The following is a 14,129-nucleotide window of genomic DNA, read 5'->3' as shown; positions in this document are numbered from 1 at the left end:
TCAGCGAGCCGGACGGGCACGGGTGCGGCCGGGAATCGGTGGCGGCGGCCCGCTCAGCCGGCGGCGCGTTCGTCCGTGCCCGCGACCTTCCCCGTGGCCAGGGCCACGCGGTTCCACGTGTTGATCGTGAGGATGAGGGAGAGGACGTGGGCCAGTTCCTGGTCCTCGAAGTGGGCGGCGGCCTCCGCGTAGACGGTGTCGGGGACGCCGCCGTCGGCGACCAGGGTCACCGCCTCCGTCAGGGCGAGGGCGGCCTGTTCCTTCGGGGTGAAGAAGTGCCGGGCCTCGCGCCAGACGGCGACCATGTGGAGCCGGTCCTCGCTCTCGCCGGCCCTGCGGGCGTCGTTGGTGTGCATGTGCAGGCAGTAGGCGCAGTGGTTGAGATGGGAGGCGCGGATCTGGATCAGTTCGACCAGGGCCGGGTCGAGGCCCTGGCGGGCGGCGGCGTCCAGGCCGACGATCGCCCGGAACACCTTCGGGGCCGCCTTCGCGAAGTCCAGGCGGGTGCGGGCGGCCTCGGCCGTGGCGATGCCGTTCGGGAGGTCGACGGTGATGGCGGTCGCGGTGGTCGTGTTCGTCGTCATGGCTTCAACCTAGGGGCCGAAAAGACCGGCTGTAGGGTGCATTTCCATGACGGAATCGTGGGTCAATTCCGCGGAGCGGATCGGTGCGGATCTGCACCTGGAGCTGTCGGGACCGGGTGGCCGGCGGGCGGCACTGACCAGGGCACTGCGCGAGGCCGTGCGCAGCGGGCGGTTGGCGCCGGGCACCCGGTTGCCGCCGTACCGGTCGCTCGCCGCGGACCTGGGGGTGGCCCGCAACACGGCGGCCGACGCGTACGCCGAGCTGGTCGCGGAGGGCTGGCTGACCGCCCGGCAGGGTTCCGGGACGCGGGTGGCCGAGCGGGCCGAGCCGCTGCGTGACACCGGGCGAACGCCCGTCAGGGCGCCTCTGCGCGCGCGGGGGCCGCGGCACGACCTGCGGCAGGGGGCGCCGGACGCCTCGGCCTTTCCGCGTGGGGCATGGGCGGCTTCGTACCGCCGGGCGCTGCAGGCGGCGCCGAGCGAGGCGTTCGGACCGGGCGATCCCGCCGGGCGCCGCGAGTTGCGCGAGACCCTGACGGAGTATCTGGCTCGCGCGCGTGGGGTGCGTACCGAGCCGGACCGGATCGTGATCTGCTCCGGTTTCGCGCACGCGCTGCGGCTTCTCTTCGGCCGGGGCGTCCAGGACGGGCCGGGTGCGGGCGGGGTGTTGCGCGGTCCGCTGGGCGTGGAGGCGTACGGGCTGGGGTTCCACCGGGAACTGCTCGCGGCGGCCGGCGTGCGCACCGTAGCGCTGCCGCTGGACGAGCACGGGGCGCGGGTGGACGCGCTGGGGCGCGAGCGGGCGGTGCTGCTGACGCCCGCGCACCAGTTCCCGACCGGCGGCCCGCTGCACCCGGAGCGCCGGGCGGCGGTGATCGACTGGGCACGCGCGCGGGGGGCGGTGGTGCTGGAGGACGACTACGACGGCGAGTTCCGGTACGACCGCCGGCCTGTCGGCGCGCTTCAGGGGCTCGACCCGGAGCGGGTGATCCACATCGGGTCGGTCAGCAAGAGCCTGTCGCCGGCGCTGCGGCTGGGCTGGATGGTCCTGCCGCGGCGGTACGTGGAGCCGGTGCTGACGGCGAAGGGCGAGCGGGAGGCGTGGGCGAGCGTGCTGGACCAGCTCGCTCTCGCGGACTTCGTCGCCTGTGGGTCGTACGACCGTCATGTGCGGCGTATGCGGCAGCGGTACCGGCGCCGGCGGGACCGGCTCGTCGCCGCGCTCGCCGCGCAGGCGCCGCACATCCAGGTGACCGGGATCGCGGCCGGGCTGCACGCGGTGCTGCGGCTGCCGCCCGGCACGGAGCGGTCGACGGTGAAGGCCGCCGTGTGGCAGGGCGTGGCCCTCGACGGTCTCGCCGCGTTCCGGCATCCACGCAGTCCGACGAATGCCGGCGACGGCCTCGTGGTGGGATACGCGGCCCCGGCCGAACACGCCTACGGGGCCGCGCTGGAGGCACTGTGCGGGGTGCTGCCACCGGGGTGAGGCAGGGCCGCAGAAGCCCGGGGGATCCCTGCCTACGGCTTGCGTGCCACCGCCCCGTACCCCGGGATCACGCCCTCGTCCTGGCCGGGGACCGGTTCGCCCAGGTCGGGGTGCCACTTGTGGACGATCTCGACGCCGGGGTCGACCAGGTCCAGGCCGGTGAAGAAGCGGGCGAACTCCTCGCGGGAACGCAGGGCGAGGGTGACGCCGGCGGCCTTCAGCTTCTCGACGGCCGCCGCCGACTCCTCAGGCGTGAAGTCGGCCGTGGCGTGGGTCATCATCAGGTAGCTGCCGGACGGCAGGGCGGACAGCAGCCGGGAGACGAGGGCGTGCGCGCCGTCCTCGTCGGGAATGAAGTGCAGCAGGGCGACCACGGAGAGGGCGACCGGCCGGTCCAGGTCCAGGATTCGCCGGGCACCCTCGATGATGGCGTCCGGGTCGCGGACATCGGCCTGGAGGTACTCGGTGACGCCCTCCGGGGTGCTGCGCAGCAGCGCCGCCGCGTGGGCCAGCACGATCGGGTCGTTGTCGCAGTAGACGACCCGGGCGTCGGGTGCGATCCGCTGGGCGACCTGGTGCAGGTTCGGCTCGGTGGGTATGCCGGTACCGATGTCCAGGAACTGCCGTACGCCCTGCTGGGCCAGCCAGCGCGTGGCGCGGTGCATGAACGCGCGGTTGACCCGGGCCATCACCGGGACCCGGGGGTCGAGGGCCAGCATCTGCCGGCCCATCGCCTCGTCGACGGGGTAGTTGTCCTTACCGCCGAGATACCAGTCGTACATCCGCGCGGGATGCGGCCTGCTGGTGTCGATCTCGATGGCCGTCGGGTCCTGCCCTGTCATGCGGCACTCCGTAAGCGTCGGACGCGATGGTTGATCGGATCGGTTTCACGGTAAGGCAGTTGACCAATAAACAACACACGCCGGAGTCAGGACAGCAGGAAATCGGCCTCCCCCGCCTTGGCACCCTCTATGAACGCGGTCATCTCGGCCGTGGTGTAGATCAGGGCCGGCCCGTCCGGGTCGGTCGACTGGCGTACGGCGATGCGTCCGTCGGCCAGCTTCATGGCCTCCAGGCAGTTTCCGCCGTTGCCGCCGCTCCAGGGTTTGTGCCACCCCTCGCTGCCCAGTTCCCGCGCGGGCATGCCGTTGTAGACGCGTCCGCGCGGCTTGATGCGATCCATTCACAGCTCCTTGCGGAGATCCCGGAGGATCTCCTTCGTGCGTTGTGCCGTAGCGGCCTGCGCCGCCATGCGGTCCATGACCTCCAGGTGGGTCGCCACCTCGGTGCGCGCGTCGAGGTAGACGGCGCCGGTCAGGTACTCGCTGTAGACCATGTCCGGCAGTTCTGACATGGCAAATCGGAACAGCACGAAGGGCCCGTACGTCCCCGGGTGCGGCCCGTTGGCGAACGGAGCGACCTGGAGCGTCACATGGGGCAGCTTCGTGGCCTGGAGCAACTTGTCGATCTGCGCACGCATCACCTCCGGATCGCCGACGGGGCGGCGCAGGGCGGTCTCGTCCATCACCACCCAGAAGCGGGGGGCGTCGGGACGGGTGAGCAGTTGCTGGCGTTGCATGCGCAGCGCGACGTGCCGCTCGATGTCCTCCGGGCTCGTCTGGCCGACGGCACCGGATTTCAGCACCCCGCGTGCGTAGTCCTCGGTCTGCAGCAGGCCGGGGACGAAGTGCGGTTCGTAGGAGCGGATGAGGCTGGCCGCACCCTCCAGGCTGACGTACATCGAGAACCAGCCGGGCAGGATGTCGTGGAACCGCTGCCACCAGCCGGGCTTGTTCGCCTCCTCGGCCAGTTGGACGAAGACCTCGGCCTCGTCGTCGGGGACGCCGTAGGCCTTCAGCAGCAGTTGGAGGTACGGGATCTTGAGGGAGACCTCGGCCGTCTCCATGCGGCGGACGGTGGCGGGGGCGACACGGAGGACGCGGGCGGCCTCCTCGCGCTTCAGCCCGGCGCGTTCCCGCAGGTCCAGCAGGCGCCGGCCGAGGACCACCTGGCCCACCGTCGGCGCGGACCGCGGTTCGCTCACGCTCCCACCTCCACCGAAAGTTCGCTGACAGCCCTGCGGCGCCGTTCGAAGATTCATTCGAAGATCGGACCGGACCTCCGACGACTCCAATTGGCGCCGCGCGACGTGCTGTTGCGAGCAGTCTGCCACGAGCCCTGACCGAGTCACACAGCACTCTGCAATTTTCAGAGTGACTCTTGCCAAGTGTCCATGGCAGGGCGATAGTGGCAGGCGTGATTCCGTCCGCGCCTTTAGGAACAGACGCCGCCGCAGACCGTCCCGGTCTCGGTGCCGATGGGGGTTTCCCCGCGCGAGCCGGTTCGAACGTGGGGAAGGCAGCGGCCTCCCAGGGGGGCACTGCCGAGCGCAGGTTCCGCTTCGAGCTGGCCGCACATCCCGGTTCCGTCGCCCAGGCCAGACGCCTGACGCAGGCTCGGCTGTCCGGCTGGGCGGTGTGCGCGGACACGTGCGACAGCGCCGCCCTGGTCATATCCGAGCTGGTCACCAATGCGATCGTGCACACCGCGAGCGGCCGGGTCGTGTGCGAGCTGCACGACCACGACGACATGGTGCGCATAGCCGTACGTGACGAGGGCTGTGCTCCTGGCGAACCCCACCCGTCTCCACAGCGACCTGACGAGGAGCACGGGAGGGGGTTGCTTCTCGTCGACGCGCTGTGCCGGGCCTGGGGTGCCCAGGAACACGGCCCCGGACTGCTGGTCTGGGCCGAGCTGCCCCGGCAGAACGACGCCGTCGCCCAGGTCGCCGCCGAACCGCGCGACGACCTGGGCTGGGGCGCCCGCCCCAAGCCGGGCCGCCCGGACGACTCCGACAGCGACCAGCCGACCGAGGCGAGTGGGCGGGTGGCGCCGGAGGAGCAGCGGGGTACGGCACCGGGACAGCACCGGAACGCCCCACGGGCGGGGCGCCTGGACGCGGCCTCCGGGCAGCACGTGGACGCCCTGCCGGAGGGACACCGGGACACGGCCCCCGGACAGCGCAGGGACGCGGCCTCGGCACACCGCCGGGACGCCGTACCGGGGCAGCAACGACGGACTCCCCAGATGGACGGGCCGGGGAAGACCGGGCAACTCGGGCCTGGGACGCCTGGGCAGCTCGGGCCCGGCGCGCTCGGACCGCACGGGCGAGGGGAGCCGGAGCGTCAGCGGCACCTGCCCGCCGGGCAACCGCTGCACCAGCTGCCCGAGCAGCACGGGTACGGGGCGGCGGAGCAGCACCCGCACGCCGGGTGTCCGGAGCAGCACCCGCAGGCCACGCGTCCGGAGCAGCACGGGCCCATGGCGCCGGGCCGGCCTCCGCACGACACGCCGGCGCCCCGCCTGCACGGGGAGCGGCCGTGACCGGCGGGCGGCCCGGTGGCAGCGGTGCCGGCCAGGAGCCCGCCATCGGCCTGGACACGCTGGTACGGCTGCAGCGCCGCCGCCCGGCCCCTGATCCGGCCCATCGTCTGTCCCTGCCGGACGGCATGACGGCCCCGCTCGGCTGCGACGCCGTCGCCGTGCCCGACCGCCTCGGCCCGCTCGTCGTGTCCCGGCTGCCACGGCTGGGATGTGTGTACGCCGACGGCTCCCACTGGTGGTGGATCGTTCCGTCGGACTCCGACTACGCGCTGCCCTGGCCGTCCCCGGCCCACTACGCCGTCGGGGCCCTGGTCACCGGCGCCGCCCGGCTCATCCATCGTCCGGACGGCACGGTTCCGTACACCCCGCCGATCCCGCTGTACCTGGCCCTGTGCCGGGTGACGGGGACGGCTCCGGACTGGTCACGGGCGGTCTCGGCGTAACCGTTGCCGCCCGGGCGCGGCCGTTGCCGCCGTCCCGGCGCGCCATCGCCGTCCGGCGCCACCGCCACCGCCCCAGCCCGAACCGCCACCGTCACCGCCACCGCCACCGCCCAGCCCCCAGTCCCGCAGCCGCCCAGCCCCCAGTCCCGCAGCCCCCAGTCAGGCCCCACACGCCACCCGGCGCCCGCCCGCCGCGCCGCTCACGCGGATCGTGCTCCCTCCGCGCCCCTCCTGCGTCTGCTCGCGCCCTGCCGAGCCGAGGTCCCGGCCGCAATAGTGGCCGTTCCGTCGGGGTCCGGGAGGTCACGGTGAGGAAGAAGCGGGAGGCGGCCGAGCCGGTGGTCTCGGCGTCGGAACGGCTGCTGTTCGGCGGACCGCTGCGGTACGACATGGGCTGGAACCAGCACGCGGACGCCTTCCTCGCGCTGACCTTCCGGGCGATGCTGACCCGGCTCCCCGGCATGCTGTCGTCCAGTCTCCGGCTCGCCCGGCAGGCGGACGCGCGGGCCGCGCGGGTGGTCCTGGCCGCCGAGGCGGGCCGGGGCGTGGCCCAGGCGGTGAGCCTGCTGGCCGTGAACAACGCGCTCGGGAAGCTGCTCACCGGCCCCGACATCGAGCAGCGGCTGCGCGCGGCCGCCCCCGCCCTCGTCGTGATGGCCGTCGTGACCCTGGTCGCCGCGTTGCTACGGGCCGCCTCCGTCTACGCCACCGGACGGCTGGAACCCAAGGTGGAGCGGGTGGCGACCGAGCTGTACCTGGAGCGGGCGGCGAACGTGGAACTGGCCGCGATCGAGGACCACGCCTTCCACAAACTGCTGGACACGGCCCAGTACGGCGCCCGGTCCGCCCGGCACATGATCGGCTACAGCACCCGCGTGATCAACGCGATGATCTCGCTGGTCGCCGCGGCGGGCGTGCTCACCGTGCTGCATCCGGCGCTGCTGCCCCTGCTGGTCACCATGACCCTGCCCAGCGCCTGGAGCGCGCTGACGAACGCCCGGCGCCGCTACGAGTCCTTCCACACCTGGGTGCAGCACGCGCGGGCCGGTCAGCTGATCAGCGGCCTGCTCACCGAGCCGGCCGCCGCCCCCGAGATCCGGGTGCACGGCGTGGGCCCGTTCCTGCTGCGCCACTTCCGGTCCATGTCGGAGACAGCGGAGGCGGAGCAGGCCCGGCTGTCCCGGCTGGCCGCGCGGACCGGTCTGATCGCCGCGGCCTGGACGGGCCTGGCGACACTCGCCACGTACGCGACGCTGGGCGCGCTGCTGCTCGCCGGCGCGATGGCCCTGGCGGTGGCCGGTACGGCGGTGATCGCGATCCGCACGGGTGCGGCAAGCCTGGACACGCTGGTGCTGGAGATCAACCAGCTGCACGAGGAGGCGCTGTTCGTGGGCGATCTCCAGCGGCTGTACACCGCGGCGGCCGAGCGGGCCATCCCGGCCGGTGGCGAGCCGTTGCCGGAGGACCCCAAAGAGATCCGCTTCGAGAACGTCTCCTTCAGTTACCCGCACAGTTACCCGCACGACGGACCTCCGGCCGACCGGCACCCGACCGGCGGCCACGCCCCCGCTCAGCCCGCGACCGTCCCCCACCCGACCGGGGGACCCCCGCCCGGCAAGGACCTGCCCGGCAAGGACACGACCGGCACCACGCCCCGCCCCGCCCTCGACGACGTCACCCTCACCCTCCCCCTCGGCCGGATCATCGCGCTCGTCGGTGAGAACGGCTCGGGCAAGACCACGCTGGTCAAGCTGCTCGCGGGGTTGTACACGCCGGACCGGGGCCGGATCCTGTGGGACGGCGTCGACGCGGCGCGTGCCGACCGGCGGCTGCTCGCCGAGCGCATCGCGATGGTGGCCCAGGACTTCAAGCGCTGGCCGTTCACCGCCCGGGTGAACGTGGCCGTCGGCCGCTCCACCGCGCCGATGACCGAGGAACGGCTGGCCACGTCGATCGCCGAGGCGGGCGCCGAGGACGTGGTCGCGGACCTGCCGCGCGGCCTGGACACCCTGCTGGCCCGGAACTTCAGCGGCGGGCACGAGCTGTCCGGCGGCCAGTGGCAGCGGCTCGGCATCGCCCGGGCGGCCTACCGGCGCGGGAGCATCCTGATCGTGGACGAGCCGACGGCGGCGCTGGACGCGCGGGCCGAGCTGGAGGTGTTCGAGAAGATCCGGGCGCTGTCGGGGGGCGGGCAGACCGTCGTCCTGATCACCCACCGGCTGGCCTCGGTCCGGCACGCCGACCTGGTGCACGTGCTGGAGCACGGGCGCCTGGTGGAGTCCGGCACCCCGGAGGAGCTGCTGTCCAGGGGCGGTGTCTACGCGGAGCTGTACTCCCTCCAGGCGCAGCAGTTCACGGCGCGGGTGCCGGCTCCGAAGCCGGCCTGAGCCGCCCGGACCGGCTCAGTCGACCGTCTCGCCACCGCGGACGATCACCAGGAAGGTGTCCGTCGCCAGGTCCATGACGACCTCGGCGGGCAGACCTTCCAGTCGCCGCGCGTGCGCGAACTCCTCCGCGGGCCAAGAGCCCCGGGGACCACCGGCGGGAAAGCGTTCGAGCACCGTTCGCCCGTTCACCATCTCGCACCTCCAGAAAGCGTTGTACGTGTAGGAGTTAACGCCCTGGAGATGGGAAACGCCTCGGTCAGTGACCGTACTGAGACATTGTCGGCACCGGGTCGGCGCGGACCGTGAGGATCCGTTCACCTTGCGACACGAACAGCACGCTCCGTATCAGTGACCGCACACCTGGTGTCCACACTGACACCTGTCGGTATCAGTGGTCGTACTCGTCATGCAGCCGAAGCCCCTCGCCTCCGGCCGGGCTGCGGCCGAGTGCGGTCAGGTCGAGCAGGGCCGAGGTGGTGCCCAGTCCGTCCAGCCCGTCGTCGTACACGGAGTAGGTGTGGAAGACCCGGTCGTGGTCGCGCAGGAAGCAGCTCAGCCCCGGGCGGTCGACCAGCTCGCCGCCCGACTCGACGGTCGCCTCGAAGTCACGGTTGAAGTCGCGGCCGGAGCCGCGGTCGCAGTCGCCGTCGCCGCCGTGCGCCGAGGAGTACCAGGGCACCGCCCATCCCATCCGCGCCTTGAACGGCAGGATCCGGGTGAACGGTGCCCGGGAGACTGCCGCGAAGGAGGTGTTCCGGGCGCGCAGGTGGGCGAGGTGGCCGACCTGGTCCAGGAAGGCCGCGCAGCAGAGGCAGCCGGTGCGCCACTCCGGGGCGAACATGAAGTGGTGGACGACGAGCTGGGTCCGTCCCTCGAAGAGGTCGAGCAGGGTGGCCTTGCCGTCGCCGCCCTCGAAGACGTACTCCGGGTCGACCTCGACCATGGGCAGCCGCCGCCGCTCGGCGCCCAGCGCCTCGCGCGCCCGTCTGACCGCCTCCTCCTTGCGCAGCAACTCCTCGCGCGCCGCGCGCCACTGCTCGCGCGAGACGATCTCCGGGTGCGACATGGGCCCTCCTGTCCGACGGTCGGTTCAGGGTGGTGACCGACGGCGGCGGCGGAACTCATCGCGGGGGGCGGAGGATTTTTCGGCCAAGTCCTGTCCGGCTTCCGGCCAGGGGCGGGCTCAGGTGTCGTACTCCTGGAGGCGTCGGCCGTGGCCGCGTGCGGTCAGCGCGGGCAGCCGGTCCGTCAGTTCCCGTACGACCGCCGGTACGTCGAGGGTGAGCAGTTCGCGGTCCCGCATCAGCACACGGCCGTCGACGACGGTCGTGCGGACGTCGGCGGCGCGGGCGCTGTGCACGAGGGTGGCGGCGAGGTCGTGCACCGGCTGGGTGTGCGGACCGGTGAGGTCGACGAGGACGAGGTCGGCGCGCCGGCCGGGCGCGAGGGTGCCGATCCAGTCGCCGAGCCCGACCGCGCGGGCGCTCTGCCGCGTGGCATGGTGCAGGGCCTGACGGGAGGTCAGCCAGCGCGGGTCGCCCTCGGTGGACTTCTGGATCAGGGACGTCAGCGCCATCGCCTCCCACATGTCCAGGGAGTTGTTGGAGGCGGCGCCGTCGGTGGCGAGGCCGACGGGGACTCCGGCCGCGCGCAGGGCCCGTACCGGAGTGGTCGTCGGCCAGGCGAACTTGAGGTAGCCGCGGGGCGCGGTGGCCACCGCCGTACGGCCGCCCGTGCGTGCCAGCAGCGGCAGGTCCCGTTCCAGGATTCCGGTGCCGTGGGCGATGAGGAGGTCGGTGTCGAGGAGTCCGGCGCGGTCCAGGACCTCGATGGGCGTGAGGCCGTACCGGGCGAGGCTGGTGTCGGTCTGGTCGCGGTTCTCGGCGGCGTGGATGTGCACGGGCAGGCCGTGCGCGCGGGCGAGTTCGGCGGTGGCGGCCAGGTCGGCGTCGGTGACGGTGTAGGGGGCGTGCGGGGCGAGGGCCGTGGTGATGCGGCCTCCGGCGGCGCCGCGCTGCCGGAGCGCGAACTCCACCGACGCCTCCCGCGCCCGTGGCCCCTGGCCGGAGAAGAAGGCCGCGCCGAGGTGGGCGCGCAGCCCGCACTCGGCGACGACGGCGGCGACGGTGTCCATGTGGAAGTAGTGGTCGGCGAAGCAGGTCACCCCGCCCCGGATCATCTCGGCGCAGGCGAGTCGCGCCCCCAACTCCACGTCCCGGGCGGTGAGGTTGGTCTCCACGGGCCACACGACGTCGTTGAACCACTCCTCGGTCGGCAGGTCCTCGGCGAGGCCGCGCAGGGCCACCATCGGTGCGTGCGTATGACAGTTGATCAGTCCGGGCAGCGCGACCTGCCCGCGCGCGTCGATCCGCGTGCCGGCCGGCAGGTCCCGTACGGAGGCCGCCGTCGTCACCGCGTCGATGACGCCGTCGCGGACGACGATCGCGGCGTCCTGACGGAATCCGATCCCCTCCCCTTCGTCCCCGTCCTGATGGACGAGGACCGCGCAGCCGGTGACGATCAGGTCGGCGGGAGCGGCGTTCAGGGGCCCGACGGCACTCATGGGTCCACCGTACGGCCCTGTCGTACCGCGATGTGAGCCGAACCACGCATCCGGGTCACCGCCCTCGCGTGTGGCGGCCAGGGCGAGCACCCTTGCCTCATCAGGGCCCGTCCGCGGCCCTCGAAAGGAGCCCGGCATGCTCCTCGGCACCTGGAACCTGGAGAACCTCTACCGCCCCGGTGGCCCGTACGGCCCGCACGACAAGGCCGCCTACGAGGCGAAACTCGCCGCGCTCGCGAGCGTGATCACCGCACTCGACCCGCTACTGCTCGGCGTCCAGGAGGTCGGCGACCCGGACGCGCTCGCCGACCTGACCGGTCTGCTGGGCGGCGACTGGTACACGGCCCTGTCCGCGCATCCCGACGGGCGCGGCATACGGGTCGGTTTCCTCAGCCGTACCGAGCTGCGTGTGGTCGCCGACACGGCCGGTTTCCCGGCGCCGCTGCGCCCGGTGCAGTCGGACGACTCCGGTGCGACGGAGGCGGCGGCCGGCCGGGGGTTCCTGGCGGTGGCGACGGACACCGGGGCGGGTGAGCTGACCGTGGCGGTCGCGCACCTGAAGTCCAAGCTGCTCAGCTATCCCGGGAACCGTTTCCTCCCCCACGACGAGGGCGAACGGGCCCGCTACGGGGCGTACGCCCTCTACCGCCGTACCGCCGAGGCCACGGCCCTGCGGGCCCTCGCGGACGAGCTGCTGGCGGGTGAGGGCCGGGCCCGGGACGTGGCCGTGCTCGGTGACCTCAACGACGAGGTGCTCGCCGCCACCACACAGCTCCTGCTCGGCCCGCCCGGCTCCGAGATCGGCACCCCCGGGTACGACCACCCGGACCAGGGCGACGCGGTACGGCTGTGGGACGTGGCCCCGCTGATACCGGCCGACCGCCGCTACTCGCGGATCGACTCCGGGCGCCGCGAGCTGATCGACCACGTCCTGGTCAGCCACCATCTGGCCCACCGGGTGACGAAGGCGGGCACCGGCCTGCCCACCGAGCCACCACCCCACCTGCCGTCGATCGGCCAGGACCCGGCGGATCGCCGGAACACCCCCGGCTCGGACCACGCGCCGGTGTGGATACGGGTGGCCTAGCCGACCGGGCGGCCTCGCTGCTGCCGGTGCGCGGGGACCGGCAGCCGCCGCGTTGCCGGCCGGGCGGATAGCGCTGACCGGCAGCCGCCACATCACCAGCCCGGCAGACACAGCTGACCGGCAACCGCCACATCACCAGCCCGGCGCACACCACTCACCCGCAGCCGCCACTCACCGACACGGCCCACTCACCCGCAACCGCCGCTCACCAGCCCGGCGGATACGGCTATGCGGCAGCCGCCTCGCTCACCGGCACCCGCATGCCCCGCCGTTCCAGCTCCCCCAGCGCCTCCCGGAGGCGGCGGAGGTGTCGGGGGGTGAGCCGGCCGGTCTCGTCGAGGTGCACGGCGCAGGCCGTGGTCGTGTCCACGAGCCGTTCCAGCACCTCGGCGACGGCGTCCGTTCCCTCGGTGTGCCGGGCGAGGGCGGGCAGTTCGGCGGCGGCGAGGGCGATGGCGGTCCGGGCCTCGGCGAGGGTCCGGTAGGCCTCCCGGCGCAGCGCCCACCGCTCGGCGCGGTCGCCGCACTCACCGAGGACGTGCAGGAGATAGGCGTCGGCGGCGCTGCCGGCCGCCGCGAGCCGGGCCCGTACCCCGCCGCCCCGCTCCCCCGGCATCGGCAGATGTCCCACGACCAGCACGAGCGCACAGGCCAGCAGCGTCTCGCCGATCCGGCTGACCGAGGCCTGCGGCTCCCCGCCCGCCATGATCAGGGCGAGCACGAGGACGGTGACGACGGCGGTGAGCGCCGCGAAGTGCCGGGTGGCGACCGGAATGACCGCGCCGCAGACCGCCACCAGCGCGACCAGCCCGGCCGGCCGGGGCAGCAGCGCGGCGAGGCCGGCGAACACCAGGGCGCCGAGCACGGTCCCGGCGGCCCGGCACAGCACCCGTGAGGCGAGCGGACCGAGGTCGGGCTTGACGAGGAAGACGGCGGTGGCGGGCAGCCAGTACCAGTGCTCGTGCTGTCCGTACCAGCGGGCGTGGTGCAGGGCCTGGGCGATGGCGGCGCTGGCGCCGAAGCAGAGGGCGACGCGCAGCCCGTACTCGCGCCCGCCGGTGCCCAGCGCGGCCCGCAGGGCGTGCCGGAAGCCGCGGCGGCGGCCGAGCAGCCCGCGGTGGGCGCCCTCGCCCCGGTCGAAGGCGTCGGCGGCGCGCAGCAGGGCGTCGTCCAGGGCGCGCAGGGCGGGGGCCGACCGGTGCGGCGCGGGCAGCGGGCCGGTGCCGGTGTTGCCGCGGACGGCGGCGGCGAGCCGCCGGGGACCCTCCGCCGCCCGCGCGGGTACGGCTTCTCCCGCCCAGTACAGGGCGGTCGCGGCCTCGGCCAGGGGGAGCGCCGCCGCGAACCGGGCGTGCAGCCGGCGCTCGGCGGCGCAGCCGGCGTACCGGCGCAGCCGGGGTCCGGCGAGGGCGTCCTGGGCGTGGTCGAGCGCGGCGGTCAGCGCGGCCCGCCGGGCGGTGGCGTGCTCCCCGCCCACGGCGTCGACGAGCGCGGCGATGGCGTCGTACACATCGGCGACCGCTTCCCGCTCACCGTCGAACCGGAAGTCACCGGCGATCGAACCGGGGGTGGGCAGGGCGAGCCGCAGCGCGAGCAGCCAGCCGGCGCCGGCCAGGAAGGCCAGGGCCCGCTGCCAGCCGCTCTCGGCCGCGGGCATCCCGGCGCCGATGGCCGCGGCGACGAGCAGCTGCGTGCCGGCGGCGGAGGCCACGGGCCCCACCGCGCTGATGCCGCCGGCGACCAGCCCCAGCGCGGTGAGCGTCAGGGTCAGCGGTACGGCGGCCAGTCCCTGCCCGGCGTACGTGCCGAGGAACAGCCCCAGTGCCCCGGCCAGTGCGGGCACCCCGAGCCGCTTCACGGACGCGCGCCGGCTGCCGGGCCGGTCGTTGATGCCGGCGAGCATCGCACCGATGGCGGCGAGCACACCGGAGGCCGTCTGCCCGCCGAGCATCCCGGCCAGCAGCAACGGCCCGGCGGCGAGCGCTCCCCGGCACACGGCACTCCAGGGAACGGGACCGCGCTGGGCACGGAAGGCATGAGCGAGCCAGAGGGGTACAGCACGCCGCGACACGGGGCTCCTGTTGATACGAGGGCGGGGGTGGGCCTTCGGACGACGGTGGCCGTTGGAGGTACCTCCACGGTAGATCGCGTTCCCCGCGCGAACGGTGCGCGCACGTTTCCGGCAGGTGAAAGGT

The 14,129-nt window shown here is 73.7% G+C and carries 12 protein-coding genes and 1 pseudogene; 5 read left to right on the top strand and 8 right to left on the bottom strand.

The features are described 5' to 3' along the window. Positions 1-53 precede the first annotated feature (53 nt). The gene (locus tag C3492_RS18870) at positions 54-584 is read right to left on the bottom strand and encodes a carboxymuconolactone decarboxylase family protein (RefSeq protein ID WP_103812904.1); all 531 of its coding nucleotides are present in this window, start codon (positions 582-584) and stop codon (positions 54-56) included. 46 nt (positions 585-630) lie between these two features. On the opposite strand from C3492_RS18870, the gene C3492_RS18865 reads away from it, so the two are divergent. Then, positions 631-2,070 carry a PLP-dependent aminotransferase family protein gene (locus C3492_RS18865; RefSeq protein WP_103812903.1) on the top strand — a complete coding sequence of 480 codons (1,440 nt, stop codon included), beginning with the start codon at positions 631-633 and terminating at the stop codon, positions 2,068-2,070. A 32-nt stretch (positions 2,071-2,102) separates the two neighbouring features. Here C3492_RS18865 and C3492_RS18860 read toward each other — a convergent pair whose 3' ends face one another. The 3 genes from C3492_RS18860 to C3492_RS18850 form a co-directional block, all read right to left on the bottom strand. After that, positions 2,103-2,912 (bottom strand): SAM-dependent methyltransferase, encoded by an 810-nt coding sequence (locus C3492_RS18860; protein WP_103812902.1) that lies wholly within the window; start codon positions 2,910-2,912, stop codon positions 2,103-2,105. A gap of 86 nt (positions 2,913-2,998) precedes the next feature. Beyond that, the gene (locus C3492_RS18855) at positions 2,999-3,253 is read right to left on the bottom strand and encodes a DUF397 domain-containing protein (RefSeq protein WP_103812901.1); all 255 of its coding nucleotides are present in this window, start codon (positions 3,251-3,253) and stop codon (positions 2,999-3,001) included. Continuing rightward, the gene (locus C3492_RS18850) at positions 3,254-4,114 is read right to left on the bottom strand and encodes a helix-turn-helix transcriptional regulator (protein ID WP_103812900.1); all 861 of its coding nucleotides are present in this window, start codon (positions 4,112-4,114) and stop codon (positions 3,254-3,256) included. Between the two features lie 203 nt (positions 4,115-4,317). Here C3492_RS18850 and C3492_RS45860 point away from each other — a divergent pair. The 3 genes and pseudogenes from C3492_RS45860 to C3492_RS18830 form a co-directional block, all read left to right on the top strand. Continuing rightward, positions 4,318-4,977, top strand: a pseudogene (locus C3492_RS45860) (ATP-binding protein); the annotation flags it as partial. Between the two features lie 473 nt (positions 4,978-5,450). After that, the gene (locus C3492_RS18840) at positions 5,451-5,897 is read left to right on the top strand and encodes a hypothetical protein (RefSeq protein WP_103812898.1); all 447 of its coding nucleotides are present in this window, start codon (positions 5,451-5,453) and stop codon (positions 5,895-5,897) included. Between the two features lie 308 nt (positions 5,898-6,205). After that, complete coding sequence (locus C3492_RS18830) at positions 6,206-8,284, top strand: ABC transporter ATP-binding protein (protein ID WP_103812897.1); 2,079 nt, start codon at positions 6,206-6,208, stop codon at positions 8,282-8,284. 15 nt (positions 8,285-8,299) lie between these two features. On the opposite strand, the gene C3492_RS44670 is transcribed toward C3492_RS18830, so the two are convergent. From C3492_RS44670 to C3492_RS18820, 3 genes are all read right to left on the bottom strand, one after another. After that, a complete protein-coding gene (locus C3492_RS44670) occupies positions 8,300-8,476 on the bottom strand; it encodes a hypothetical protein (protein ID WP_014672054.1) in 177 nt (58 codons plus the stop codon). A 196-nt stretch (positions 8,477-8,672) separates the two neighbouring features. Beyond that, positions 8,673-9,350 carry a DUF899 domain-containing protein gene (locus C3492_RS18825; protein ID WP_103812896.1) on the bottom strand — a complete coding sequence of 226 codons (678 nt, stop codon included), beginning with the start codon at positions 9,348-9,350 and terminating at the stop codon, positions 8,673-8,675. Positions 9,351-9,467: 117 nt separating this feature from the next. Then, the gene (locus tag C3492_RS18820) at positions 9,468-10,847 is read right to left on the bottom strand and encodes an amidohydrolase (protein ID WP_103812895.1); all 1,380 of its coding nucleotides are present in this window, start codon (positions 10,845-10,847) and stop codon (positions 9,468-9,470) included. Between the two features lie 136 nt (positions 10,848-10,983). On the opposite strand from C3492_RS18820, the gene C3492_RS18815 reads away from it, so the two are divergent. Further along, positions 10,984-11,934: an endonuclease/exonuclease/phosphatase family protein gene (locus tag C3492_RS18815; RefSeq protein WP_103812894.1), complete on the top strand. Its 951-nt coding sequence runs from the start codon at positions 10,984-10,986 to the stop codon at positions 11,932-11,934. Between the two features lie 226 nt (positions 11,935-12,160). On the opposite strand, the gene C3492_RS18810 is transcribed toward C3492_RS18815, so the two are convergent. Next, positions 12,161-13,930, bottom strand: coding sequence for an FUSC family protein (locus tag C3492_RS18810; RefSeq protein WP_103812893.1), 1,770 nt, complete (start codon positions 13,928-13,930; stop codon positions 12,161-12,163). Positions 13,931-14,129 lie beyond the last annotated feature (199 nt).

This window comes from Streptomyces sp. Ru62, assembly GCF_002920615.1.
Classification (GTDB): Bacteria; Actinomycetota; Actinomycetes; order Streptomycetales; family Streptomycetaceae; genus Streptomyces.
This window is presented reverse-complemented; position numbering and strand designations above follow the sequence as displayed.

What these genes read in the sequence shown, in the direction of transcription:
- C3492_RS18870 (WP_103812904.1), bottom strand. Translation starts at nt 584, where the DNA reads ATGACGACGAACACGACCACCGCGACCGCCATCACCGTCGACCTCCCG.
- C3492_RS18865 (WP_103812903.1), top strand. Translation starts at nt 631, where the DNA reads ATGACGGAATCGTGGGTCAATTCCGCGGAGCGGATCGGTGCGGATCTG.
- C3492_RS18860 (WP_103812902.1), bottom strand. Translation starts at nt 2,912, where the DNA reads ATGACAGGGCAGGACCCGACGGCCATCGAGATCGACACCAGCAGGCCG.
- C3492_RS18855 (WP_103812901.1), bottom strand. Translation starts at nt 3,253, where the DNA reads ATGGATCGCATCAAGCCGCGCGGACGCGTCTACAACGGCATGCCCGCG.
- C3492_RS44670 (WP_014672054.1), bottom strand. Translation starts at nt 8,476, where the DNA reads ATGGTGAACGGGCGAACGGTGCTCGAACGCTTTCCCGCCGGTGGTCCC.
- C3492_RS18825 (WP_103812896.1), bottom strand. Translation starts at nt 9,350, where the DNA reads ATGTCGCACCCGGAGATCGTCTCGCGCGAGCAGTGGCGCGCGGCGCGC.
- C3492_RS18820 (WP_103812895.1), bottom strand. Translation starts at nt 10,847, where the DNA reads ATGAGTGCCGTCGGGCCCCTGAACGCCGCTCCCGCCGACCTGATCGTC.
- C3492_RS18815 (WP_103812894.1), top strand. Translation starts at nt 10,984, where the DNA reads ATGCTCCTCGGCACCTGGAACCTGGAGAACCTCTACCGCCCCGGTGGC.